This is a genomic window from Methyloversatilis sp. (genome assembly GCF_030698125.1).
Lineage (GTDB): Bacteria > Pseudomonadota > Gammaproteobacteria > Burkholderiales > Rhodocyclaceae > Methyloversatilis.
The window spans coordinates 73,270-99,700 of record NZ_JAUYNV010000032.1; the positions used below are offsets into that span (position 1 = coordinate 73,270).

Below are 26,431 nucleotides of genomic sequence, written 5' to 3' on the forward strand. Positions count from 1 at the left end.
GCGCACATGTTTTCGCGCTTCTTCATCGACCGGCCGATCTTCGCCTTCGTCATTTCCATCCTGCTGGTGCTGGCCGGTCTGGCGGCGATGCGGGCGCTGCCGATCGCGCAGTACCCGGAAATCGCGCCGCCGGTGGTCACCGTGCGCGCCATCTACCCGGGTGCGTCGGCAGAAACCATTGCGCAGACGGTTGCCGCGCCGCTGGAAAACGTCATCACCGGCGTCGAAGGCATGATGTACATGCAGTCCACCTCGACCTCGAACGGTGTGGTGGAAATCCAGGTCACCTTCGAAATCGGTGCCGACCCGGACAAGGCGGCGGTGAACGTGAACAACCGGGTCAAGCAGGCCGACGCCCGCCTGCCGGAAGAGGTGCGCCGGCAGGGCGTGACGGTGGAAAAGAGCTCGTCCGCCTTCCTGCTGGTGCTGGCGTTCTATTCGCCGGACGACAGGTACGACGACCTGTACACGTCGAACTACGTGACGCTGAACGTGCTGGACAACATCAAGAAGATTCCCGGCACGACCAATGTGCAGATCTTCGGCGCCAAGGATTACGCGATGCGCATCTGGGTGCGCCCGGACCGCATGACCCAGCTCGGCGTCACGGTGACCGAAATCGCCGCGGCGCTGCGCGACCAGAATGCCCAGTTCGCCGCCGGCAAGATCGGCCAGTCGCCGACCGGCGGCGGGCAGGACATGGTGTACACCATCACCACGAAGGGCCGGCTGTCCACGGTCGAGGAATTCGAGAACATCATCCTGCGTTCGAACGCCGACGGCTCGAAGCTGCGCCTGCGCGACGTCGCACGGATCGAACTCGGTTCGAAGGACAACGACTTCAACGGCACCTACAACGGCAAGCCCGCGGTGCTGATGGGCGTATTCCTGCAGCCGGGCGCCAACGCGCTCGACGTCGCCAAGGTGACCAAGGCGGCCATCACTGACATGGCCGAGCGCTTCCCGCAGGGCATGACCTACGCCATTCCGTACGACACGACGCGCTTCGTCGAGGTGTCGATCACCGAAGTGGTGAAGACGCTGGGCGAGGCGATGATCCTGGTGTTCGTCGTCGTGTTCGTGTTCCTGCAGAACTGGCGCGCCACGCTGATTCCGCTGCTGGCGGTGCCGGTGTCGCTGCTCGGCACCTTCGCCGGTCTGCATCTGCTCGGCTATTCGATCAACACGCTGACGCTGTTCGGCATGGTGCTGGCCATCGGCATCGTGGTGGACGACGCCATCGTGGTGCTGGAAAACGTCGAACGCATCATGCACGAGCAGCAGATGGTGGCGCGCGACGCCGCCATCCAGGCGATGCAGGAAGTGACCGGGCCGGTCGTGGCCATCGTGCTGGTGCTGACCGCGGTATTCGTGCCGATCGCCTTCCTCGGCGGGCTGACCGGCGAGCTGTACCGGCAGTTCGCGGTGACCATTTCGATTGCAGTCGTGCTGTCCGGCATCGTCGCGCTCACCATGACGCCGGCGCTGTGCGTGGCGCTGCTGAAAAACGAACACAAGAACCAGGCGCGCATCTTCCTGTGGTTCAACGACTGGTTCACCCGGGTGACGCACCGCTACACCGGCGCCGTCACCTGGATGATCAAGCGCTCGGCGGTCGGCGTGCTGCTGTTCGCCGGCATGGTCGTCATCACCATCGGCCTGTGGACCAAGACGCCCGGCTCGCTGGTGCCGGACGAAGACCAGGGCTACTTCATCGTCGCCGTGTTCCTGCCCGATGGCGCCACGCTGGAGCGCACCGACAAGGTGGTGGCCGAAGTGATGAAGGCCATCCAGTCGAACGACGCGAACGAGCATGTGATGGCCTTCTCCGGCATGGACTTCATCGGCGGCGGCTTCAAGAACAGCGCGGCGACCATCTTCGTCAGCCAGAAGCACTGGAACGAACGCAAGATGAGCACGCAGCAGCTGGTTGGCGAGGTGTTCGCAAAGACCGGCGGCATCAAGGAGGCGCTGGTGCTCGCCTTCAATCCGCCGGCCATCTTCGGCCTGGGCAATACCGGAGGGTTCGAGTTCTATCTGCAGAATCGCGGCGACGGCGGCACGAAAAGGCTGGTCGAGAACATGAACGCACTGATCGGCTCGTCACACCAGACGCCGGTGCTGGCGGGCGGCCTGCAGACGCTGTGGCGGCCGAATGCGCCGCAGCTGTTCGTGGACGTCGACCGCGAGCGCGCCAAGGCGCTGGGCATTCCGCTGACCGAAGCGTTCAACACACTGGCCGGCACGCTGGGCACCTTCTACGTGAATGACTTCAACAAGTTCGGCCGCGTGTGGCAGGTGCTGATGTCGGCCGAAAGCCAGTACCGTCGTTCGCCGGAAGACATCGGCCGGCTGTACGTGAAGAACGCCGCGGGCGACATGGTGCCGGTGTCGGCCTTCGCCAAGGTCGAGTACGGCTCGGGCCCGGACACCGTGGACCGTTACAACAATCTGCCGGCGGTGAAGCTGATGGGCCAGGCAGCTCCCGGCTACTCGTCCGGTCAGGCGATCGCCGAAGTCGAACGGCTGGCGCGTTCGTTGCCGGGCGACACCAGCTTCGAATGGACCGGTGCCGCCTTCCAGGAAAAGCGCGTGTCGAGCGCGGCATCGATCGCGCTCATCATGGCTGCGGTGATGGTGTTCCTCATCCTGGCCGCGCTGTACGAGAAGTGGTCGCTGCCGTTTTCCGTGCTGCTGGCCATGCCGTTCGGCATCTTCGGCGCGCTGACCGCGGTGTGGCTGCGCGACATGACCAATGACGTGTATTTCCAGATCGGTCTGGTGACGCTGCTCGGCCTGTCGGCCAAGAACGCCATCCTGATCGTCGAGTACGCAGTGCTCAAGCACCAGGAAGGCTATGCGGTGGCTGCCGCGGCGATCGAGGCGGCGCGTCTGCGCCTGCGCCCCATCATCATGACCTCGCTCGCCTTCATCCTCGGCGTGCTGCCGCTTGCGATCTCGACCGGCGCCGGCGCGGGTGCGCGGGTGTCGGTCGGCACCGGCGTCATCGGCGGCATGATCGCGGCCACCTTTCTCGCGATCTTCTTCGTGCCGCTGTTCTACAAGATCATCGTCGACCGCCGGCTGGCCACGCCGCCGGAAGAAGTCGAACCACCGAAGCCGGAGAATCCCTATGCGCCTCATTGATCCCGCACGTCGCGGCGCGCTGGGCGCGCTGCTCGCGGCGAGCCTGTTGTCGGCCTGCTCACTGATGCCGAAACCGGCGCCCGAACTGGACTTGCCTGCAGTCAACGCCACGACGCCGGTCGAGCTCGACCGCTGGTGGGAAAGCTTCCGCGATCCGGTGCTCGACGGCCTGATCGCCGAAGCGCTGGCGCGCAACGACGACATGGTGATCGCCGCCCAGCGCGTGCAGGCCTCGCAGGCTACGCTTGATCTGGTGCGCATCAACCGTCTGCCCGATGCGAACCTGTCTCTGTCCGGCTCGCGCCAGCAGTTCAGCACCGAGCGGCCGATTCCGAACCGGCCGCGCCAGTACAACACGGTCATCGGCGGCTTCAATGCCTCGTACGAACTCGATCTGTTCGGACGTCTGTCCGGTCAGCGCGACGTCGCGCGCCAGCAGCTCGCTTCCAGTCGCTATGCACTGGAAGCGCTGCGTGCGTCGATCAGCGCCCAGGTGGCGCGTGCCTATTTCAATCTGCGCGCGCTCGATGCCGACGAAGCACTGCTGACGCAGACGCTGACCACGCGCGAATCGGCGCTGGGGCTGCGCGACAGGCAGTTTTCCGGTGGTGCGATCAGCCGCTATGACCTGGAATTGGCGCGCTCCGAGCGGGCCGGTGTGGCCGCGTCGCTGGCCAGCACGCGCAGTGCGCGCGAACAGGCTGAAACTGCGCTGTCGGTGCTGCTCGGCCGCTCGCCGCGCGAACTGGTCGAACGGATGCCGGATCGCGGACTTGCGCTGTCCACGCTCGCTGTGCAGCCGGAAATTCCGTCCGGACTGACCTCCGATCTGCTGGCGCGCCGCGCCGACGTGCGCGCCGCCGAAGCCAATCTCGCGGCGGCCAGCCTGAGCGTCGAAGTGGCACGCACGCAGTGGATGCCGACCATTTCGCTGACCGCCGCACTGGGCGGCGAAAGCGCCACGCTGGGCAATCTGCTGTCGGCCTCAGCCCGCACCTGGAGTGTCGGCGCCGCGATTGCGCAGCCGCTGGTCGGCCTGCTCAGCACGCGCGCGCTGGTTGCGCAGACGGAAGCGGAACGTGCGCAGATCGCGCAGACCTATCAGCAGGCAGCGCGTCAGGCCTATGCCGATGCGCTCGGTGCGCTGTCCGCCGCACGGGGCGCCCGCGAGGCGATGGAAGAGACGGTGAAGCTGGCCGACGCCACGCGCGGTGCGCGCGATCTGGCCGAACTGTCATTCAACGCCGGCAACGCGAGCCGCATCGTGCTGCTTGATGCCGAACGCGAGCGGCTGTCGGCCGAGCGTCAGCTGATCGCCAGCCGCCTCGACCGGGTCACTGCGCTGGTCAATACCTATCAGGCCCTCGGCGGCGGCTGGAGCGGCCGCATCGAATCCGGCGGTCCGGCGGAGACACTGGAGAACACGCCGACCGCAGCGCGCTGAAAGCGGCGGTCTGTGGGAGCGGCGGCCTCGCCGCGATCCGCACGCTGCAATGTGACCATCGCGGCACGATCGCGGCGAGCAGTGCTCGCCGAAATCCCCGCTCCGTTCTCGCCGCGATCGGTGCTGCGACCGACGTTGTGCCGCGTGCATATCGCGGCGCGACCGCAGCTTGACATCACCTCCAGCGGGTGAAAAGGTCTCGGCTGGCGTGCCAGCGTCTGTTCGCATCTGATCCGTACATGACGCGTGCCGCAAGCGCGTCGCAGTCCAGGCCCTGACGCACGGATCAGATGCGAACGGACCGCCGGGTACCGTCGCGCGGCACACCGGCCGCCTTGTACCGTCAGCATGCAGCCACCACGTCCACGATGGCCGTTGCATGCGTTCATCACGAAAGCCCCTGCATGTTGCAGACGCCCGACCTGGTCGTGATCGCGATCTACCTGCTTGTGACCATCGCGCTCTGCGTATGGGCCTCGCGTGCAGCGCCGGATGCGGACGAACTTTTCCTCGCGGGCCGCAGTCTGGGGCCGCTGGCGATCGGACTTTCGCTGTTCGCGTCCAACATTTCGTCCACCACCCTGATCGGCCTGCCCGGGGCGGCCTACGCGAACGGAATTTCGGTTGCCAACTACGAGTGGGTGGCGGCACTCGTTCTGGTGTTCTCCGCGGTATTCGTGCTGCCGACCTTCATCCGTGGCCGGCTGACCACCGTACCGGAACTGCTCGAACGGCGTTTCGATGCGCGGCTGAGACGCTATCTGTCCGGTACTTCACTCTTCCTCAGTCTGGCACTGGATACCGCCGGCAGCCTCTACGCCGGCGGCCTCATCCTGAGCCAGATGGTGCCCGGAGTGACACTGGGTGCGGCCTGCGCCGGACTGGCCTTGTTCGCCGGTCTGTACACCGCGGCCGGTGGATTGCGTGTGGTCGTCTATACCGACATGCTGCAGACGGTCGTGTTGCTGACCGGTGCCGTGGTCATGAGCACGATCGTGTTCGGCCAGTTCGATCACGACTGGGGGCGACTGGTTGCAGCGGTCGAACCGGAGCGGCTTTCGCTGCTCCGGCCGATGGATGATCCGGTACTACCGTGGTTGGGTACGCTGATCGGTTTGCCCGTGCTGGGCTTTTACTACTGGACCATGAACCAGTATGTCGCGCAGCGCCTGCTTGGCGCACGCGACCTGCGCGCGGCCGGACAGGGTGCGCTCATTGCCGCTGCGCTCAAGCTGTTGCCGCTGTTCCTGATGGTGATGCCGGGTGTGATGGCGACGGTGCTGCTGCCAGGCCTGGAGCAGCCCGACACGGTATTCGTCGAACTCATCCTGCACTATGCGCCGGTCGGTCTGGCCGGGTTGATGGTGGCCGGCCTGATTGCCGCCATGATGTCCAGCGTCGATTCGGCGCTTAATTCGGCGTCTACATTGCTCATATGCGATTTCGTGTTGCCGCGCCGGCCTGGCCTGAGTGCGCGCCATCAGGCCAGGCTGGGCCGCGCGAGCACGCTTGGCTTCATGCTGCTGGCTGCGCTGTGGGCGCCGCAGATCGCGCACTTCCCCGGGCTGTTTGCCTATCTTCAACAGGCATTTTCTTACGTGGTGCCACCCTTGGTGGCGGTGTTTGCACTGGCGATGACGAACAACCGCGTCGGCGCATCGGCCGCGCTGCGCGGCTTGCTTACCGGACATGCGATCAGCGCTGCGATGTTGGCGGCATCGGTGGCGGGGTGGGCGGTGCCGCACTTCACCATTGTCGCAGGGCTGCTGTTCGCGACGACGCTGCTGGCTGCCTTGGTGTGGCAGGCGTCAGCCGGGATCGGCGCGGCACCGGCCCGCGCCTTGCCGGACGCCGGCCCGGCTCCGCGCTCGCTGCAAGCGGGTGCTGCGCTGATCGCATTCGCCGTACTGATCGTGGTGTGGCTGTTTCGCTGATCAGGACGGCTCGATTGCGTCCGGTACGCCGTTGACCGAAGCGGCGACGGCCGCCAGAAATTCCTGCCCCCAGCGATGCACATCGTTGTACTGCACGATGGCCAGCAGTTCGCGCAGGCGTGACTCGGCTTCGGCGCGGTGCATGTTCAGTGCGTAGTAGCACTTCTCGCGCAGGTCGTTGATGTCGTGCGGATTGGTCAGTACGGCGCCGTGCAGTTCGGCGGCGGCGCCGGCGAACTCGGACAGCACCAGCACGCCGCCACCCTGCATCAGGCCCTGCACCGCTACAAATTCCTTGGCGACCAGATTGAGGCCATCGCGCAGCGGCGTGATCCACATGACATCGGCCACCGCGTAGTAGGCGATCAGTTCCTCGAACGGAATGGCGCGGAAGAAGAATTGCACCGGCGTCCAGCCCACTCTCGAATAGCGGCCGTTGATGCGGCCGACGGCCTGCTCGATCTGTGTCTGCAGCGAGCGGTAGATGGTCATTTCGCTCGCCGCCGGCACGCATACGGTGATCAGCGTGACCTTCTGGCGCATTTCCGGGTAGCGCTCCAGCAGCTGTTCGAAGGCGAGCAGCTTTTCGAGCGTGCCCTTCGTGTAGTCGAGCCGCTCGACCGACAGGATGGCCCGGCGGCCGTCCAGTTCATGGCGCAGGCTGTCCATGCGGCGGGCGGTCGCCGGGTCGGCCAGCAGGCGACCGACACGCTGCACATCCAGCCCGACCGGATGGGCGCCGATGCCGATCCGGCGGCCATGCACCTCGATTGCCGTCGTCATCTCGTCCAGCCCGACGGCGCAGCCATAGGTCAGGAAGCGCGGTGCACAGTTGCGCGATTCGAGCACCTTCAGCGGTGCCACGCCGCGTGCCACGTCGACGAAATTTTCGGCCTGGCGCGGAATGTGGAAGCCGATGTAGTCGCATTGCAGCAGGCTGCCGACGATGTCGCGCCGCCACGGCATCACGTTGAACACGTCGGCGGACGGAAAGTAGGTGTGGTGGAAGAAGGCGATCTTCAGGTCGGGCCGCATTTCGCGCAGCGCTGCCGGCACCATCCACAGGTTGTAGTCGTGCAGCCAGACGGTGGCGCCCGGTGCCGCCTCGGCTGCGCTGCGTTCGGCGAACAGCCGGTTCACCTTCAGGAACACCTGCCAGTGGTCTTCGCGGAACTGCGCTCGCTCCCAGAAGGTGTGCAGCGTTGGCCAGAAGGCTTCTTTCGAAAAGCGCTTGTAGAAAATGTCGACGTCGTTCTTGTCGAGTGCGACCCGCGCGCAGGTCAGATTGGGGTAGCGCTGGCGATCGACCGTCGTGTGCACCTCGAAATCGGTCGATTCTGCATTGAGCGTGGACCAGGCCACCCACGAGCCCTGCTGACCTTCGGCGAAGAAGCTCAGCAGCGTCGGAATGATGCCGTTGGGCGAAGTCGGGCGGCGCTGCTTCACGATGCCGTCTTCGATGTACTCCTCGTACGGCAGCCGGTGATAGACGATGACGAGCTCGGCATCGCCGCCGTCAGTAACCGGGCTGACCGGATCGAAACGCATCATGCGGAAGCTGCGAAGTGCGTCGATGATGCCGCCGCAGCCGATGCGCGAAGCATGCACGATGCGCGAGCGGTCCATGGTTGCCGCCAGCAGCGCCGGTTCCGACTCGCCGACGCACACACCGCGGAAACCCTGTTCGAACATCGACAGGTCATTCAGCGTGTCGCCGGCCACCAGTACATGTTCGGGGTCGATGCCCAGATGACGCACCAGCTTGCGCAGCGTGCTGCCCTTGTTCACGCCGGGCGGCAGGATGTCGAGGTAGCGGTCGGCCGAATACAGCACGTCGCAGCCCAGTGCCGCTGCCGCGGAGTGGATGTCGCCGGTCACCGCGTCGCCCTCGCAGAAGTAGGAACAGCGCCGTTGCTGCGGGACTTCCTGCCGTTGCAGCCGTTCGAAGCCGGCCAGCGCCTCGGTCACCGCAAGTTCGCCCGGCCACACGACGTCGATCGCCGACTGCAGCGGCTGCACCGCCTGCCGAGTGGCGCCATCGACGACAGTCGCGCCGACGTCGGCGATGATGTAGTGCGGCACCGGTATCGTCGGGTCGGACAGGATGGGCAGCACGGCCTCGAGGCCGCGTCCGGTCACGAACACGAGTGTCACTTCGGGGTCGGCTGCGATGCGCTGGTAAAGGCGCAGTCGCGCTTCCGGGGCGCCGGCAAGGAAGGTGCCGTCAAGATCGGTGGCGAGAAGCATGATGAAGTCCTTTCAGAGCAGGTTGCGGGTTCGGGTCAGCGGGTCTCCGGGCTGGGTCGCGTGGATGGAAGGTCGTTCGGGTGCGCCCCGTCGACCATGTCGAAGGCGGTCGATGCGGTGCGCACCATGGGCTGGAAGCGGGTCTGATGGGCGATGTCCGGCGTGAGCCGGCGCAACAGCGACGAGGCGGCGACTGCCAGAACACCCTGGGTCGCGGCGAACCACAGCGGCAGCGCCGCGTCGCCGGCCAGCGCCATGGCGAACCCGGCCAGCAGCGGGCCGGCGGCGGCACCCGCGCCATGAATCAGCAGCAGGCTGCTGCTGCCCGAAAGCACTTCGTGTGGCTCGAGTCGGTCGATCATGCGGGCGACGGCCATCGGATAGAGCGCGAACGCGAATCCACCGTAGATGAAGCCAGCCATGCTGGTCGCCAGCGTGCCGTGGCGGGCGGCTGCCATCAGTCCGATGGCGCACACTGTGGCGCCGAACGCCACGAAGGCGATCGCGCGGCCGCGGTCGATGCGGTCGGACAGCAGACCGATCGGCCACTGGAACAGCGCACCACCCAGGATGGTGGCAGTCATGAAGGCCGCGATGCCCTGATGTCCCAAGCCGTGACCGTCAGCCCACACCGCACCCAGACCCCAGAAGGCGCCCATCGCCAGGCCCGACGCAAAAGCCGCAGAGAGCGCGATCGGCGCCTTGGCATACAGGCTTTTCAGGTCGACCGACGCACTGTGGTCGAGCACGGGCTGAACCAGCCGGGTCGCGGCCACCGGCATCACGGCTGCCGACACCAGCAGCGCCGCCAGACCGAACAAAACGTGGCCGCTGGCCGGTCCCAGATGCAGCAATTGCTGCGACAGCGCCAGTGCGCCCAGATTGACGCCCATGTAAACCGAGAACACACGGGCGCGCTGTGCCGGTGCCGCCTGGCTGTTCAGCCAGCTTTCGACGATGGTGTACAGCCCGACCATGGAAATACCGGTCAGCAGGCGGACCAGCGCCCACACCCAGGGCACGACCAGCAACTCGTGCAACAGCACGCTGCAGGCCACCGCTGACGTGAAGAAAGCGAATGCACGCACATGGCCGACCCGGCGGATCATGCGCGGTGCGACATGGGTGCCGATCAGGAAGCCGGCGAAAAACATCGAACCCAGCAGGCCCATGAAGGGGCTGCCGAAGCCTTCGATGCCGCCGCGCACGGCGAGCAGGGTGGTCAGCAGGCCGCTGCCCAGCAACAGCAGGGCAACGCCGGACAGAAGTGCCGCAAGTGGCAGCAGATGGACAAGCAAGGCTTCGCTCTCCCGAAAGACGGAGTGGAAGCGACCTGACGCAGGGTGTGAGGCCGGACAGCGGGACAGGGTGTCCCGCGGAAAAACGCAGGGCCGCGCGGTGGAACTGCTGGCTGAGCCTGTAGACGACTCCAACAGTTTACCAGACGCAATCCTGCCGCTTGCGGAACCCCGCGTACCGGGCGTCGCTCAACACCGCGTTGCGGCATCGACATCCGGCCCGGTCGAGCGACGCGCTGACGACCGCTCACCGCCGTTCACAGTCCATTCACAAGTCCGCCCGGCGCGCCGAGACGTGATTAACATGCGCAGCCGACAATGGCAGTCGTGACGAACGCGGGTGACATCCCCGTGCGCGCTGACCGCCATGCCACCGATTTCACTTCGACCGATATTCCATGACGACGACGCTCCCCGTTATTCGCAAACCACGCTGGCCCTGGATACTGATGTTGCTGGTACTGGCCGGTCTGACGGCCGGCTGGTTTCTTGCGCGGGAGCGCACCGGTGCGCCTGCCGAGGGTGGAGGGCCGCCGGGCGCCCGGCCGGCCGGTGCGGCACCCGGCGCACCCGGCGCCGCAGGCCGTCGCTTCGGTGGCGAATCACGGGTCGGTACCGCGCTGGCCACACGGGCGGATCTGCCGGTGACGGTGAGTGCGCTCGGTACGGTGACGCCGATCGAAAGCGTCGTGGTGCGCAGCCGCGTCGAAGGTGAGCTGCGCTCGCTGCATTTCACCGAAGGCCAGCGGGTGAAGAAGGGTGATCTGCTGGCACTGATCGATCCGCGTGCCTTCGAGGTCGAACTGGCGCAGACGCAGGCAGCGAAGCTGCGCAACCAGGCGCTGCTGACCAATGCGCGCGAAGACCTCAACCGCTACGAAACGCTGCTCAAGCAGGATTCGATCGCGACCCAGCAGGTGACGAACCAGCAGGCGCTGGTGCGCGAGTACGAAGCCGCCATCAAGGCCGACGAGGCAAGCATCGCAGCGGCACAGCTGTCGCTGAGCTACGCGCGCATCACGGCGCCGATCAGCGGGCGCGTCGGTTTGCGCCAGGCGACACCGGGCAACATCGTGCGCGCGTCGGATACCGAAGGCCTGCTGACCATCACGCAGGAAGCGCCGATTTCGGTCGTGTTTTCACTGCCGGCGCCGGAACTGCCGGCGGTGCGCGCCGCCATCGCTCAGCGCGGCGGCCTGGCGGTGGAAGCGTGGGACCGCGAAAACCGCAGTGTGCTCACCACCGGCACGCTGCGCATCCTGGATAACCAGATCGACGTCGCCACCGGCACCGTCAAGGCCAAGGCGATGTTCGAAAACCGCGACGACGTGCTGTTTCCGAACCAGTTCGTCAATGTGAGGGTGCGCGTCGACACGGTGTCCGCTGCCGTCGTGGTGCCGGTCACCGCGATACAGCGCAGCGCCAGCGGCACCTTCGTGTACGTCGTCGGTGACGATCTGACAGTGGCGATGCGGCCGGTGAAGACCGGCACGCTGGCGGGCGAACTGCAGCAGGTGACCGAAGGCGTGCAGCCCGGCGAGCGCGTGGTGACCGACGGCGTCGATCGCCTGCGCGAAGGCGACAAGGTGAAGATCGACGATGTACCGGCCGCGGGTGCCCGTGCCGGCAAGCCGGACGCGGCGTCGCCCGGGCGTCGCGACGCTGCGCCGGCGCGCTGACCGGCCATTTCCATGAATCCGTCCAGACTGTTCATCCTGCGTCCGGTGGCGACCTCGCTGCTGATGATCGCGCTGCTGGTGACCGGCTTCATCGCCTACCGGCTGCTGCCGGTGTCGGCGCTGCCGCAGGTCGACTACCCGACGATGCAGGTGGTCACCTTCTACCCGGGTGCCAGCCCGGAACTGACCACTTCGTTGATCACCTCGCCGCTGGAACGCCAGTTCGGCCAGATGCCGGGGCTGGTGCAGATGAATTCCGTCAGTTCGGCCGGCGCCTCGGTGGTCACGCTGCGCTTCGGTCTGAACATTTCGCTCGATACCGCGCAGCAGGAGGTGCAGGCCGCGATCAATGCCGCCGCGACGCTGCTGCCGCAGGAATTGCCGGCACCGCCGGTCTACAGCAAGGTCAATCCGGCCGATGCGCCGGTGATGACGCTGGCCATCAGTTCCAACGCGCTGCCGCTGCATCTGCTGGAAGAAGCCGTCAGCACGCGTCTGGCGCAGAAGATTTCGCAGCAGTCGGGCGTCGGGCTGGTCAGCATTTCCGGCGGCCAGCGGCGCGCCGTGCGCGTACGGGTCAATCCGTCGGCGGTGGCGTCCTACGGCCTCAGCCTGGAACAGCTGCGCGCGGCCGTCGTCAGCACCAGTTCCAGCCAGGCCAAGGGCAGTTTCGACGGACCGACCCGCGCCACCACGCTGGATGCCAACGACCAGCTGCGGTCGGCGGCCGAATACCGGAAGAGCGTGATTGCGTGGAAGAACGGCGCACCGATCCGGCTCGAGGACGTCGCCGAAGTGGTGGATGGACCGGAAAACCGTCTGCTGGCCGCCTGGGCAAACCAGACGCCGTCGCTCATCCTGAACATCCAGCGCCAGCCGGGCGCCAACGTGATCGACGTGGTGTCGCGCATCCAGGCGCTGCTGCCCGAACTGCAGGCCTCGCTGCCCGACGCGGTCGATGTGGCCGTGCTGACCGACCGCACTGAATCGATCCGCACCTCGGTACGCGACGTGCAGATCGAACTGGTGATGGCCGTCGCGCTGGTCGTGCTGGTCATCTTCCTGTTCCTGCGCAACGTCCGCGCCACAGTCATTCCGGCGGTGGCGGTGCCGCTGTCGCTGATCGGCACCTTCGCCGTCATGTACATGGCCGGCTTTTCGGTGAACAACCTGACGCTGATGGCACTCACCATCGCCGCCGGCTTCGTGGTCGATGATGCCATCGTGATGACCGAAAACATCGCGCGCCACCTCGAACAGGGCAAGACGCCGATGCAGGCCGCGCTCGATGGCGCGAAGCAGATCGGCTTCACCATCATTTCGCTGACCGTGTCGCTGGTGGCGGTGCTGATTCCGCTGCTGTTCATGCAGGACGTGGTCGGCCGGCTGTTCCGCGAATTCGCGCTCACGCTGACCATCGCCATCCTGCTGTCGGCCGTGGTGTCGCTGACGTTGACGCCGATGATGGCAGCGCGCCTGCTGAAGGCGGAACCGGCGCATGAAGCCGATGAGGGCTGGTACGCCCGCCTGCTGGCCGGCTATGCGCGCACGCTGCGCTGGGTGCTCGAGCACCAGACGCTGACGCTGGTCGTCACCGTCGCCACCTTCGTGCTGACCGCGCTGCTCTACCTCGCCGTGCCCAAGGGCTTTTTCCCGGTGCAGGACACCGGGTTGATCCAGGGCATTTCGGAGGCCGAACCGACCGTGTCGTTCTCGGCGATGAGCGTGCGCCAGCAGGCGTTGGCCGAAGTGCTGCTGCGCGACCCGGATGTGGAAAACATCAGTTCCTTCATCGGCGTCGACGGCCAGAATCCGACGCTGAACACCGGCCGCATGCAGATCCGTCTGAAAGCCCTGGCTGACCGCGACGCACGCGCGCCCGAGATCGCCCGCCGGCTGGAGGATCTGGCGCGCGAGGTGCCGGGCATCACGCTGCATCTGCAGCCGGTGCAGGACCTGACGATCGAGGACCGGGTGAGTCGCGCGCAGTATCCCTTCGTCCTGCAGGCCACCAATCAGGACGACCTGCTCGAATGGGTGCCGAAGCTGGTCGCAGCGCTGCAGCAGTCGGACAAGCTGTCCGCCGTCACGACCGATCTGACGACCGGCGGCCTGCAGGCCTATGTGAACATCGATCGCGCCGCCGCCGCCCGGGTCGGCGTGACCGTGGCCGATATCGATGCCGCGCTGTACAACGCCTTCGGCCAGCGCCTGATTTCGACCATCTTCACGCAGTCGAGCCAGTACCGCGTGGTGCTGGAAGTGCAGCCGCAGTTCCAGCAGGGCCCGGAAGCGATATCGCAGATCCATGTGATGTCGGCCACCGGCGAGCAGATTCCGCTGGGCAGTCTGGTGCGCATCGAGGAGCGGCCGGCACGCTTGTCGATCGGGCGGCAGGGCCAGTTTCCGGCCGCCACGGTGTCGTTCAACCTGCCCGACGGCGCGTCGCTCGGCGAAGCGGTCGACGCCATCGACGCCACGCGCCGCGCGCTCGCCATGCCGGCCACGCTCACCGTGACCTGGGAAGGGTCGGCCGAAGCCTTCCGCGCTTCGCTGAGCGACACGCTGTGGCTCATCCTTGCCGCGGTGGCGGCCATGTACATCGTGCTGGGCGTGCTGTACGAAAGCTTCATCCATCCGCTGACCATCCTGAGCACGCTGCCGTCGGCCGCGATCGGCGCGTTGCTGGCGCTGCTCGGCACCGGTCACGCGCTCGACATGATCGCGGTGATCGGCATCATCCTGCTGATCGGCATCGTCAAGAAGAACGCGATCATGATGATCGACTTCGCGCTCGACGCCGAACGCACGCAGGGCATGGCACCGCGCGACGCGATCTATCAGGCCTGCCTGCTGCGACTGCGGCCCATCCTGATGACCACGATGGCGGCACTGCTCGGTGCGCTGCCGCTGATGCTGGGCGGCGGCATGGGATCCGAACTGCGCCACCCGCTGGGACTGACGATGGTCGGCGGCCTGCTGGTGAGCCAGGTGCTGACGCTGTACACCACGCCGGTCATCTATCTCGCGTTCGGTCGGCTGTTCGCGGCGCGCGGCAACGCAGCGCAGGAGCATCGGGCGTGAGCGGCTGGGCCTGGTCGGTCTACCGACCGGTGGCGACTACGCTGCTGACGGCGGCGATCGCACTGGCCGGCGCGCTGGCGTTCGTGCTGCTGCCGGTGGCCGCACTGCCGCAGGTCGACTTCCCGACCATATCGGTCAGTGCGTCGCTGCCCGGCGCCAGCCCGGAAGTGATGGCGGCGACCGTGGCGACACCGCTGGAACGCACCATGGGCCGCATTGCCGGCGTCACCGAAATGACGTCGAGCAGTTCGCAGGGCAATACCCGGGTGACGCTGCAGTTCGAGCTGGACCGCGATGTCGAGGGCGCGGCGCGCGACGTGCAGGCGGCGATCAACGCCGCGCGCGCCAGCCTGCCGACCAGCCTGCCGTCCAACCCGAGCTATCGCAAGGTGAATCCGGCCGACGCACCCATCCTGATCCTGGCGCTGACCTCGGATACGGTGCCGATTCCGCGTCTGTACGACATCGCCTCGACCGTGCTGGCGCAGAAGATGGCGCAGATTCCGGGTATCGGCGAAGTCACCGTGGGCGGCGGGTCGCCGCCGGCGGTGCGTGTGCAGGTGAATCCGGACGCGCTGCATCAGCACGGCCTGACGCTGGAAGACGTGCGCGCGCGCATCAGCGAAAGCAATGTCTATCGCCCCAAGGGTTTCGTCGAATCGGGCGACCGCTACTGGCAGATCGACGCCAATGACCAGGTACGCCGCGCGGCCGACTACGTGCCGCTGATCCTGCGTCACACCTCGGGCGCGACGCTGCGCCTCGGTGATGTCGCGACGGTGACCGAATCGGTGCAGGACGTGCGCAACCTCGGTCTGACCAATGGCAAGCCGACGGTGTTGCTGGTGGTGACCAAGCGCCCTGGCAGCAATGTGATCGAAACCGTCGAACGGGTGCATGCGCTGCTGCCGGAACTGGCGGCCAGCCTGCCCGCCTCGGCGAAGCTCGAAGTGGTGTCGGACAGTTCGGTCACCATACGCAGCGCGCTGCACGAGGTGGAGATCGCGCTGGCCATCGCGGTCGGCATGGTCATCCTGGTGGTGTTCCTGTTCCTGCGCAACGCCCGCGCCACGCTGATCCCGGCCATCGTCGTGCCGGTGTCTCTGGCCGGCAGCCTGGCGGTGATGTACCTGCTGGGCTTCAGCCTGAACAACCTGTCGCTGATGGCGCTGACCATCGCCACCGGCTTCGTGGTCGACGATGCAGTGGTGGTGATCGAGAACATCGCGCGCCACATCGAGCGTGGCATGAAGCCGTTCGAAGCGGCGGTGCAGGGCGTACGCGAGGTCGGCTTCACGGTGGTGGCGATCAGCCTGTCGCTGGTGGCGGTATTCATCCCCATCCTGCTGATGGGCGGCATCGTCGGCCGGCTGTTCCGTGAGTTCGCGCTGACGCTGTCGGTTGCCGTGCTGGTGTCCATGGTGGTGTCGCTGACTGCGGCCCCGATGCTGGCAGCGCGCCTGCTGCGCCACCGGCCGGTCGAACAGGAAGCACGCTGGCAGCGCGCGCTGGCGCGCGTGTTCGACGACATCCAGCTCGCCTACTCGCACAGTCTCGACTGGGCGCTGCGTCACACGCGCATCGTCATGCTGATCTTCGCCGGCGCGATCGCGCTCAACCTGTGGCTGTTCGTCATCGTGCCCAAGGGCTTCTTTCCGAATCAGGACACCGGCCGCCTGTTCGGCAGCCTGCGCGGCGACCAGACCACGTCCTTCCAGGTGATGACGAAGAAGATGGCGCAGGCGGTCGAGGTGGTGCGCGCCGATCCGGCGGTGGCCAATGTCAGCGCCTTCACGGGCGGCGGGCGCGGCGGCGGTGCGAACAACGCCAGTTTCTTCGTCAATCTGAAGCCGCTGTCGGAGCGCGATGCAACGGCTGATCAGGTGATCGGCCGGCTGCGCGGCAAACTGGGGCGCATCGAGGGCGTGTCGCTGTTTCTCGTGGCGGCGCAGGACCTGCGCATCGGCGGCCTGCGCTCGTCGTCGCAATACCAGTTCACGCTGACCGCCGACAGTCTGCGCGTGCTGCGCGAATGGGAGCCGAAGGTGCGCTTTGCGATGCGCGACCTGCCGCAACTGGTCGATGTATCGACCGATCAGGAAGACCGCGCCTCGCAAACCATGCTGATGTATGACCGCGACACGCTGGCGCGGCTGGGCATCACGCCGGGCGGCGTGAACCAGGTGCTCAACGACGCCTTCGCGCAGCGCCAGATCAGCACGCTGTACGAGCCGCTGAATCAGTACAAGGTGGTGCTGGAGGTCGATCCGGCGCGCGCGCAGGACATTTCGGCGCTCGACGCGGTGCGCGTCGCCGGCGCCGACGGCCAGCTGGTGCCGCTGGACAGTTTTGCCCGCGTCACCCAGGGCACCATGCCGCTGTCGATTTCGCATCTGGGCGGCAAGGTGTCGACCACCATTTCATTCGGCACCGCCGAGGGCGTGACGCTGGCGCAGGGCATGGAAGCCATCCGTACCGCGATGCGCGAGATCGGTGTGCCGGCCAGCGTCAATGCCGGTTTCCAGGGATCGGCGCGCGCCTTCCAGCAATCGCTGTCGAACCAGCCGCTGCTGGTGCTGGGTGCCATCATCGCGGTCTATCTGGTGCTTGGCATCCTGTACGAAAGCCTGATTCATCCGCTGACCATCCTGAGCACGCTGCCGTCGGCCGGCATCGGTGCCATCCTCGCACTGATGGCATTCAACATCGAATTCGGGCTGATCGCCATCATCGGCCTGCTGCTGCTGATCGGCGTCGTCATGAAGAACGCCATCATGATGATCGACTTCGCGCTCGACGCTGAACGCAATCTCGGCTGCTCGCCGCACGAGGCGATCCGCGAGGCCTGCCTGATGCGCTTGCGGCCCATCCTGATGACCACGCTGGCGGCCATGGTCGGCGCGCTGCCGCTGGCCATCGGCTTCGGCGAAGGCTCGGAACTGCGCCAGCCGCTGGGCATTGCGGTGGTCGGCGGTCTGGTGGTCAGCCAGTTGCTGACGCTCTACACGACGCCGGTCACCTATCTCTATCTCGAACGTTTCAGCCGCTACAGCCGCCGGTGGTTTGCCGGCCGCGGCCGCACGGTGACGCCATGAACCCGCTGCTTCTCCGTCCTTCTCCCGTCGTATGCGCACTCCTGCTGGCATTGTTTGCCGCAGGCTGCACCTCGATCGGCCCCGATCACCAGCGACCGGCCTTCGACATGCCCGCCGATTTCCGTGCCGCCGAAGGCTGGAAGCCGGCCGAGCCGGCCGACCACCTGCCGCGCGGCGAATGGTGGCGCGCCTATGGCGATCCGGTACTCGATGATCTGATCGTACGGCTCGATGCGGCCAACCCCGACCTGCAGTCTGCGCTCGGCAGCTTCCGTCAGGCGCGCGCCGCCGCGCAGCTGGCTCGCGCCGGCTACACGCCCGAAATCGGACTGACAGCGGCGGCCCGGCGCAGCCGCGGTGCGGCGATCGAAGGCCGCTCGGCGAACCAGTCCAACACCACCCAGCTGGGGCTGGACGCCAGCTGGGAAGCGGATCTGTGGGGGCGCATCGGGCGTGAGGTCGAGGCGGCCGGTGCCGAACTCGATGGTAGCGCCGGTGATCTGGCGTCGGTGCGGCTGAGCCTGCACGCCGAACTGGTACAGAACTACTTCCAGCTGCGCGCGACCGACCATCAGCGCGACCTTTACCGGCGCACCGTCGCGTCCTTCGAGCGCGCGCTGGAACTGGCGCGCAACCGTGTCGCCGCCGGCGTGTCGACGCGCGGTGACGAGGTGCAGGCGCTGGCGCAGCTGCGCGCGGCCCAGGCGCAGGCAGTCGATCTCGATCTGACGCGGACCCAGTTGCAGAACGCCATCGCGGTGCTGATCGGCGCGCCCCCATCCACCTTCGCACTGGAACTGGCCGACTGGCCCGCCGCACCCCCGGCCACGCCGGTCGGTCTGCCGTCGACACTGCTCGAGCGGCGGCCCGACGTTGCCGCGGCGGAACGGCGCGTGGCCGCGGCCAACGCGCGCATCGGTGTGGCGCAGGCAGCGTGGTTTCCGTCGCTGACGCTGAACGCCTCGACCGGCTATGCCGGCAACAACTTCGCGCAGTGGTTCTCGGCATCCAACCTGGTGTGGTCGTTCGGCCTGAGCGTGGCGCAGGCGGTGTACGACGGTGGCCGGCGCGATGCGCAGATCGAATCGGCGCGTGCGGCGCACGACATCACGGTCGCCCAGTACCGGCAGATCGTGCTGGGTGCACTACAGGAGGTGGAAGACAACCTGAGTGAGCTGCGCCTGCTGGAAGACGAAGCAGCCTTGCGCGCGCAGGCGCTCGAAGCGTCGCGCGAGGCGGAAACGCTGGCACTCAACCGCTATCGCGCGGGCATCGCCAACTACACCGAAGTGATCACTGCGCAGACCACGGCGCTCGACAATGAACGCAGCCTCGCCCAGCTGCGCGGCCGGCAGTTCTCGGCCAGCGCGCTGTTGAACAAGGCGGTCGGCGGCGGCTGGCAGGGGCTGGCGGCAGCACCCTGAGCGCACCGGGAAAGTCCAATGTGGGATCGAGAGCTGCAGTGGCCCCGGTGAACGGGCTTGTGAACGCAGTTTGAGAAAGGCAGAATCAGCAGATCAACAACAAACTTGGAAACTGGTCAGCATCAATCGTGATCGATCTGAGCCGATTTCCCGAACGTGCCGAGGCACCCATGCCCCACCTGGACATACAAAGCTTGAAGCTGCGCGACTACCGTTGCTTCGAGCAGATCGATATCGATTTTCACCCCCAACTTACGGTGCTGGTGGCTGCGAACGGTGCGGGCAAGACCTCCATCCTGGATGCAATAGCGGTGGCTTTTGGCCCCTTCATAGGATCTTTCGATGAGGCGGTCGGAAAGCATTTTGAATCCACGGACATCCGCCAGCACCGGGTGCGGGAAACCCGTACCCATGAAATGGAATACGCGGTGAAAGGTGTGCGTCTCGAAGCGACTGGTTTTATCGCAGACAGCATTGAAGACAGCATTCTTGGCAACCATCCACCCACGGTGTGGCGGCGAAGCCTGTCCGGTCCCAGTAAAGCCAAGACCACCATCAAGGACGCCAAGCAACTGATCGATTATGGCAAGCGCCTGCAGGAGGCTGTGCGCACCCCCGGAAGCGATGTTCTGCTGCCGCTTGTCGCGTATTACGGCACCGGTCGCTTGTGGCAACAGAAGAAGCTCACGGAGAACAAGAAGCTGCAGCGTACGTCTCGCACCATCGGCTACGCGGATTGCCTGGATCCGGCCTCCAGCTACAAGTCCTTTGTTGCCTGGTTCAGATACTGGAACCTGAATTCAAAGGAGGCCCGGATCATGGCGCAGGAGACGGGGCGACCGTCGACAGGCACCGAGTTCGACGGGTACATCCAGTCGGTCGGCACAGCCGTGAATAACTGTCTTGAGCCCGTCGGCTGGAAGGATATCGAGTACTCCATTTCTCGGGATACATTGGTTGCTCACCACGATCAGCATGGAGAACTGCCGGTCGAGCTGCTCAGCGACGGCATACGAAACATGATCGGCATGGTGGCCGATATCGCTTTCAGGGCGACAAAACTCAATGGCCATCTGGGCGGTAGAGCGGCGCTGGAAACGCCGGGGGTGGTGCTGATCGACGAGGTGGACATGCACCTGCATCCGGAGTGGCAGCAGGTCGTGCTGCAAAGCCTGATCAGGGCGTTTCCCGAAATGCAATTCATCGTCACCACCCACAGCCCGCAAGTGCTGAGTACCGTTCGGCGCGAGAACATCCGGGTGATCGGCCCGGATGCGGCCGGAAAGACGATTGCAGCAATGCCTATCGCCATGACCTATGGCGAACCAAGTGGTGATGTCATGCACAGCGTCATGCTGGTCGATCCTCAGCCGCCCGTAGCCGAGAAGGCAGATTTGCTGAGACTCACCGAGTGGGTGGATCAGGGCGGTTATGAAGAGCCACAAGCTGTCGATCTGATGAACCGACTCACTTCGGCCCTGGGCGAACGACATCCTCAATTACAACGCCTTCGCCGCAGCATTCAGCGGCAGGAAGCCCTGAAGCAGTGAGGGCAATAAGAAAGCTTGGCTCTGGTGGGTTTCATCTCACACAGGCACATACGCATCCCCCGGAAACATCGGAACAAGCGACGACCAGGTGGAATTCGTTTCGTCGGCACAAGGCGGCGGTCTTGCAGTGTCTGCTTGAAGAGCAGTTCCAGCTTTGCTGTTACAGCGAACTGCGTGCCGACGAGGAAGGTCTGGGGTATCACATCGAACATGTCGAGAACAAAAGCCAGAAACCATCTCGCACCTTCGACTACAGCAATCTGGCGGCTAGCGCGCTCGACAGTGCCAACGATCTGCATGACATGAGGTTTCAAGGGAAGGTTGTGTTTGGCGGGCATGCCTCAGATAAACAGACCGCATGCGACATGCAGCGCTTCGTCTCTCCGCATCGTCCGGACTGTCATCGATTTTTTGCCTACTTGTCGGATGGGCGCGTCGTTCCATCTACGGACCTCAATGCGGCGGAACAAGATCAGGCGCAGTACACCGTCGATCTGCTCAATCTCAACAGCCCTTTTCTTGTCACGCGGCGCCAGCAATGGTGGGACGAGCTGGATCGGCTGTATGAAGAGCATCGTCAAAAGCACTGGAGCCTCTCCGATTTGGCAGCTATCGATCTCGTTCCCGTAAACGGAAGGCTTAGCCTTTTCTTTTCTGTGACACGCCAGTTCTTCGGTCCGGTTGCTGAACAAACCTTGCGCGATTGCGCGTCCGCATTCCCTTAAAAGACACAAGAGTCCCCGAAGACGGCTAGGCCGGACGACGGATGGCGAGTGCGCGTCGATGCGACTAGGATTCAGGCATATGTTCTTCGCCGCCGCGTGCCCGAGGGTCCGATGTCCGTACGACTGCCGTCCGCTGGTTCCCTGTCCTGTGTGCTTGCCCTGTCACTGTTGTCGGCGCTGGCGGTTCCGGCGTCGTCCGCACAGGCGGCCGATTTCGCCTACATCGTTCGCGAGGGCGACAACCCGTGGAACCTCACCCAGCGCTATCTGAAGGATCTGTCCTACTGGCCGCGCATCCAGCGCTACAACCGGATCACCGAGCCGCGCCGCATGCAACCCGGCACCCGGCTGCTGATTCCCGAAGACTGGCTGAAACTGCGCACGCGCGAGGTGAAGCTCGACGCCGTGCAGGGCGATGTAGTCGTGATCGCCGCGGACGGGCGGCGCAGCGCAGCGGTGGCCGGCCAGTTGCTGGCCGTCGGCACGCGCGTGCTGACCGGCGAAGCAGGCAGTGCGGCGCTGGGGTTCAGCGACGGCAGCCGCGTACAGCTGCGTCCGGGCAGCGAACTGGGGGTGCGCCAGTCCGCCGATTTCGCGGCTGGCGCGGGTACCTGGGTGCGGCTCGACCTGCTGCGCGGCTCGCTGGAAAGTCTGGTGGTACCGCGCAGCGGCACGGCGAGCCGTTTCGAGATCGATACGCCGGCCGCGATCGCCGCCGTGCGCGGCACGCGTTTCCGTGTGCATGCCGGTGATGCCGATACGCGCAATGAGGTCATCGAAGGCCGCGTCGCCTTCGGCAATGCGGCGGGCGAACAGCAGGTGGCCGCCGGGCAGGGTGCCTCGGCCATGCGCGGCACGCCCATTGCGCCACCGCGTGCATTGTTGCCCGCGCCCGCGGCGCAGACCCTGTTTTCCGACCGATTGCCGCTCAATCTGCCCTTTCCGGCGCTGGCCGACGCCACGGCCTACCGCGTGCAGGTTGCACCGGATGCCCGCTTCGACACCGTGCTGTCCGACCGTACCTCGTCACAGGCCGCCGTTGCAGTCGCCACGCTGCCCGATGGCGAGTACCGGGTCCGTGTGCGCGGCGTCGATGCGACCGGCCTCGAAGGCCGCGACGCGGAATGGCCGCTGACGCTTGACGCGCGACCGGAACCGCCGGTGCTGGTCAGCCCGGCGCCGAATGCCCGCATCAGCGACGACCGGCCGGCGATGAGCTGGAGCCGGTCGCGCGCAGACGAACGCTGGCGTCTGCAGGTGTCGGCGAGCGAAGGTTTCGACAGCCTGATCGTCGACCGCCGTGATCTCACCGAGCCGGCATATGCGTTCGAAGCCGCTCTGCCGCCCGGCAGCTACTTCTGGCGCGTGGCCAGCAGCAACCCCGACGAGGGGGCCGGGCCGTTCAGCGATCCGCAGCCGTTCCGGCGCCCAGAACCCGGTCCGGCGATGGAAGCACCGGAGGCGTCGCCCGACGGGCTGGCACTGCGTTGGCGCAGCTCGGGAGAGGGCGTCAGCTACCAGCTGCAGATCGCGACGGGCGATGACTTCGCGCAGCCGCTGGTCGATACCCGGCTCGACAGCGCCAGCTACCTGCTGCGCGATGCCGCGCCCGGACGCTACCTGCTGCGCGTGCGCAGCTTCGCCGCCGACGGTGTCGAAGGTGACTGGGCCCCGGTACAGGCCATCACCGTGCCCGAGCCGCCGCCGTCCTTTCAACCCTGGTGGCTGTTGCCGCTGCTTTTGTTGTTCTGACAGGAGCCTGCATGAAGGTCGTCGAGTCGATTGACTGCTGTGGCGGGTTGGCCGAAAGGTTTGCCGAAAGGGCTGCCAACGGGTCCGTCCGATGAAAGCAGCGCAGCGCATCGCCGTCGCGTTGCTCGACCACAGTCGCTTGCCGTGGGTTGTCGCGATCGCCGTTCTGCTGGTACTGCATGCCCTGTCACCGCGCACGCTGGAACGGGCTGACCTGCTGGTACATGACCAGCTGGTGATGCAAGGCGTGACGGCCGACGCGCCGGCCAGCGCAGTCAGTGCGCCGCTGGTGATCGCGATCGACGAGGCCAGCCTGAAGGCGTTGGGTGCATGGCCCTGGTCGCGCTCGCGCCATGCCGAACTGATCGATGCACTGAACCGCGCCGGTGTCGCAGGCATCGGCTACCCGGTCATGTTTGCCGAACCGTCGTCGGACCCCGGCGAAGACGGTCGTCTGGCCGAAGCGATTGCACGCGCCGGCAATGTGGTACTGCCGGTTGCACCGGTGGCGCGGCCAGGGGGCGGCATCGACACGCTGCAGCCACTGCCGGCGCTGGCCGCGGCTGCAGCGCGGCTCGGCCATGTCGACGTCGAACTCGACGCTGATGCGCTGGCGCGTCGCCTGTTTCTGGAAGCCGGCGAACACCGTCCGCAGTGGCCGGCGTTTGCGTGGGCGCTGATGGACGTTTCGCAGCCGCCTCGCCCGCTGGCCGGTCTGGGCCGGCAGCATGATGGCGGGGCGACTGCTGCCGGCCGATGGGTGCGCGACCACGAAGTCATCGTGCTGCCGTCATCGCACGACTGGCCGCTGCGTCACATTCCGGCGGTCGATCTGCTGGCGGGGCGCGTGCCGCCGGAGACCCTGCGCGGGCGCACCGTGCTGGTCGGCGTCACGGCGGCAGGGCTGGGCGTACCCCTGGCAACACCGATGTCCGGCCACGGCGCCCCGATGACATCGGTGGATTTCCATGCGCGTGGCTACATGGCACTGACCGATGGCGCGATCGTGACACCGCTGTCGCCGCGGTGGAGTCTGTTCGCAGGCCTGCTCCTGCTCGGCGCCGTCGCGTGGATCGGGCCGAAACGGCGCCTGCGCGATGTTGCACTGGTGGTCATGGCCGTGCTGCTGCCCTGGCTGGGCATGCTCGCGCTGCTCGACGGACTGTCCCGCTGGCTCGGGATGATCAGCGTGGCGATCGCCGTCACACTGGGTGCGCTCGGCTGGCTGGGCACCCAGTCCCTGCGTCTCGGATTGCGCCTCAACCGCGTCAACGCACGTGCTGACGCCACGCTGCAAGCCATTTCAGATGCGGTGTTGCGGCTCGACATGCAGTTGAATGTCCGCTATCTGAACCGGCAGGCGCTGGTGCTGCTCGGGTCGACGCTTGATCACGTGCAGGGACGTGCGCTCGGCGAACTGGTGGTACTCGGCCGCGACCTGCTGATCGAGACAACGGCGCTGGCCGAGCGCTGTCGCGATACTGCGCAACCGGTGACGCGGCCGGGGCACGTCAGCATGCCGGCAGGCCGTGACGGCCCGGCGCGTGCGCTGCGTCTGTCCGCCAGCCCGTTGTTCGATGCGTCGGGTCGCATCGAAGGCGTCGTGCTGGTGCTCAACGATGTCAGCGATACCGTGGACGCGGCCGAACGTCTGGCACATCAGGCGACGCACGACGCACTGACCGGCCTGCCGAACCGCCTGCTGTTGCGTGACCGGCTGCGCCAGGTGCTGGCGCAGCGCGACGCGGGCGTGGTGGCCGTGATGTTCGTCGACCTCGATCGCTTCAAGCGCATCAACGACAGTCTTGGCCATCAGCAGGGCGACGCCGTGCTGACCACGCTGGCCAGCCGGCTGCGCGCGGTCTGCCGCGCCAGCGACACCGTGGCGCGCTGGGGCGGCGACGAGTTCATGATCATCCTGCAGGGCCTGGGCGATCGCGAAGCCGTGTCGCGCGTGGCGGCCAAGGTGATGCATGCGGTCGGCCAGACGATCACGCTTGATGGCGTCGATTTCCGCTTCTCGTGCAGCATCGGCGTGGCCATCGCGCACGAAGACAGCAGCGACCCGGACGTGCTGTTTGCCATGGCCGACACGGCGATGTATCGCAGCAAGTCGCAGGCCGGTGCGGCCATCCATTTCTATGCCCAGGACATGAGTGCCGGCACGCGCGACTGGATCGAACTCGAAGCGGATCTGCGCCGCGGGCTCGAACAGAATCGCTTCGAGGTGCATTACCAGCCACAGTACGAACTGGCCAGCGGTCGTCTGTCGGCGCTCGAGGCGCTGCTGCGCTTCCGGCGTGAAGGTGGCACAACGGGCGCAGCAGGCGAATTGCTGCAGCCGGTCGATTTCATCGCGGTCGCCGAGGAATCCGGCCTGATCGAGGAGATCGGTGAATGGGTACTGCAGGCGGTCACCCGGCAGATCGCCGAGTGGTCGCGTCAGGGGCTCAACGTCGTTCCGGTCGCCGTGAATGTGTCGGCGCGCCAGTGCCTCGGGCGTTCGCTGGTGCGTCGCGTGTCGCACGCGCTGACACGTTCCGGCATCGAACCGTCGCTGCTTCGACTGGAGCTGACTGAAACCACCGCGATGAGCGATGTCGATCACGTTGCGGCGCTGCTGGCCGACATCCACGCACTCGGCGTGTCGCTGTCGGTGGACGACTTCGGCACCGGTTATTCGTCGTTGTCCTATCTGAAGCGCTTTCCGATCGACGAACTGAAGGTGGATCGCTCCTTTGTGCGCGATCTGGTGCGTGACGCCGACGACGAAGCCATCGTGCGCGCGACGATCGCGCTGGCACATGGTCTGGGCATGCGGGTCGTGGCGGAAGGCGTTGAAACCGAAGAGCAGCTTTCGCGGCTGTCGGCGCAGGGCTGCGATGTCGTCCAGGGCTATCTGTTCGCGCGTCCGCTCAGTGCGGCCGACCTGCTGGCCAATAACATCCTGGGTAGCAAGCAGCGCAGCGAACCGCGCGCACTGAGACTGATCAAGTCTTGAACCGGGCGGAGAAGGGGCAGTGAAGTGACAGCATCAAAAAGTGATTGACAT

13 protein-coding genes are annotated in these 26,431 nt (G+C 66.1%); 11 read left to right on the plus strand and 2 right to left on the minus strand.

The window, feature by feature from the left end; genetic code table 11:
- Positions 1–6: 6 nt before the first annotated feature.
- From Q8Q80_RS12855 to Q8Q80_RS12865, 3 genes are all read left to right on the plus strand, one after another.
- Positions 7–3,147 (plus strand): efflux RND transporter permease subunit, encoded by a 3,141-nt coding sequence (locus Q8Q80_RS12855; RefSeq protein ID WP_305633283.1) that lies wholly within the window; start codon positions 7–9, stop codon positions 3,145–3,147.
- Positions 3,134–4,591 carry an efflux transporter outer membrane subunit gene (locus tag Q8Q80_RS12860; protein ID WP_305633284.1) on the plus strand — a complete coding sequence of 486 codons (1,458 nt, stop codon included), beginning with the start codon at positions 3,134–3,136 and terminating at the stop codon, positions 4,589–4,591. Before Q8Q80_RS12855 ends, Q8Q80_RS12860 begins: the two co-directional genes overlap by 14 nt.
- Before the next feature lie 404 nt (positions 4,592–4,995).
- Entirely contained in the window at positions 4,996–6,525 is a 1,530-nt protein-coding gene (locus tag Q8Q80_RS12865; RefSeq protein WP_305633285.1) for a sodium/solute symporter, read from the plus strand.
- Here the strand turns inward: Q8Q80_RS12865 and ggpS are convergent, their stop codons facing one another.
- Together ggpS and Q8Q80_RS12875 are read right to left on the minus strand one after the other, a co-directional pair.
- Positions 6,526–8,772: a glucosylglycerol-phosphate synthase gene (gene ggpS, locus Q8Q80_RS12870; RefSeq protein WP_305633286.1), complete on the minus strand. Its 2,247-nt coding sequence runs from the start codon at positions 8,770–8,772 to the stop codon at positions 6,526–6,528.
- Positions 8,773–8,807: 35 nt separating this feature from the next.
- A complete protein-coding gene (locus Q8Q80_RS12875) occupies positions 8,808–10,070 on the minus strand; it encodes an MFS transporter (protein WP_305633287.1) in 1,263 nt (420 codons plus the stop codon).
- Positions 10,071–10,468: 398 nt separating this feature from the next.
- Here Q8Q80_RS12875 and Q8Q80_RS12880 point away from each other — a divergent pair, with 398 nt between their 5' ends.
- The 8 genes from Q8Q80_RS12880 to Q8Q80_RS12915 all read left to right on the plus strand — a co-directional run bounded on the left by Q8Q80_RS12880 (position 10,469) and on the right by Q8Q80_RS12915 (position 26,380).
- A complete protein-coding gene (locus tag Q8Q80_RS12880; protein WP_305633288.1) occupies positions 10,469–11,749 on the plus strand; it encodes an MdtA/MuxA family multidrug efflux RND transporter periplasmic adaptor subunit in 1,281 nt (426 codons plus the stop codon).
- Positions 11,750–11,761: 12 nt separating this feature from the next.
- Positions 11,762–14,833 carry a multidrug efflux RND transporter permease subunit gene (locus Q8Q80_RS12885; protein WP_305633289.1) on the plus strand — a complete coding sequence of 1,024 codons (3,072 nt, stop codon included), beginning with the start codon at positions 11,762–11,764 and terminating at the stop codon, positions 14,831–14,833.
- Positions 14,830–17,928 carry a multidrug efflux RND transporter permease subunit gene (locus tag Q8Q80_RS12890; protein ID WP_305633290.1) on the plus strand — a complete coding sequence of 1,033 codons (3,099 nt, stop codon included), beginning with the start codon at positions 14,830–14,832 and terminating at the stop codon, positions 17,926–17,928. The genes Q8Q80_RS12885 and Q8Q80_RS12890 overlap by 4 nt, the downstream gene beginning before the upstream one ends.
- Entirely contained in the window at positions 17,925–19,352 is a 1,428-nt protein-coding gene (locus Q8Q80_RS12895; protein WP_305633291.1) for an efflux transporter outer membrane subunit, read from the plus strand. Before Q8Q80_RS12890 ends, Q8Q80_RS12895 begins: the two co-directional genes overlap by 4 nt.
- Positions 19,353–19,480: 128 nt before the next feature.
- Positions 19,481–20,902, plus strand: a complete 1,422-nt coding sequence (locus tag Q8Q80_RS12900) for an AAA family ATPase (RefSeq protein ID WP_305633292.1) — start codon at positions 19,481–19,483, stop codon at positions 20,900–20,902.
- Entirely contained in the window at positions 20,899–21,627 is a 729-nt protein-coding gene (locus Q8Q80_RS12905) for a retron system putative HNH endonuclease (protein ID WP_305633293.1), read from the plus strand. Before Q8Q80_RS12900 ends, Q8Q80_RS12905 begins: the two co-directional genes overlap by 4 nt.
- 111 nt (positions 21,628–21,738) lie before the next feature.
- The gene (locus Q8Q80_RS12910) at positions 21,739–23,379 is read left to right on the plus strand and encodes a FecR domain-containing protein (RefSeq protein ID WP_305633294.1); all 1,641 of its coding nucleotides are present in this window, start codon (positions 21,739–21,741) and stop codon (positions 23,377–23,379) included.
- A gap of 91 nt (positions 23,380–23,470) precedes the next feature.
- On the plus strand, positions 23,471–26,380 hold the full coding sequence (locus Q8Q80_RS12915; protein ID WP_305633295.1) for an EAL domain-containing protein: 2,910 nt from the start codon (positions 23,471–23,473) through the stop codon (positions 26,378–26,380).
- Positions 26,381–26,431 lie beyond the last annotated feature (51 nt).

Coding starts and splice junctions, on each gene's coding strand:
- Q8Q80_RS12885 (WP_305633289.1), top strand. CDS start 11,762: ATGAATCCGTCCAGACTGTTCATCCTGCGTCCGGTGGCGACCTCGCTG.
- Q8Q80_RS12855 (WP_305633283.1), top strand. CDS start 7: ATGTTTTCGCGCTTCTTCATCGACCGGCCGATCTTCGCCTTCGTCATT.
- Q8Q80_RS12910 (WP_305633294.1), top strand. CDS start 21,739: ATGTCCGTACGACTGCCGTCCGCTGGTTCCCTGTCCTGTGTGCTTGCC.
- ggpS (WP_305633286.1), bottom strand. CDS start 8,772: ATGCTTCTCGCCACCGATCTTGACGGCACCTTCCTTGCCGGCGCCCCG.
- Q8Q80_RS12860 (WP_305633284.1), top strand. CDS start 3,134: ATGCGCCTCATTGATCCCGCACGTCGCGGCGCGCTGGGCGCGCTGCTC.
- Q8Q80_RS12865 (WP_305633285.1), top strand. CDS start 4,996: ATGTTGCAGACGCCCGACCTGGTCGTGATCGCGATCTACCTGCTTGTG.
- Q8Q80_RS12880 (WP_305633288.1), top strand. CDS start 10,469: ATGACGACGACGCTCCCCGTTATTCGCAAACCACGCTGGCCCTGGATA.
- Q8Q80_RS12915 (WP_305633295.1), top strand. CDS start 23,471: ATGAAAGCAGCGCAGCGCATCGCCGTCGCGTTGCTCGACCACAGTCGC.
- Q8Q80_RS12895 (WP_305633291.1), top strand. CDS start 17,925: ATGAACCCGCTGCTTCTCCGTCCTTCTCCCGTCGTATGCGCACTCCTG.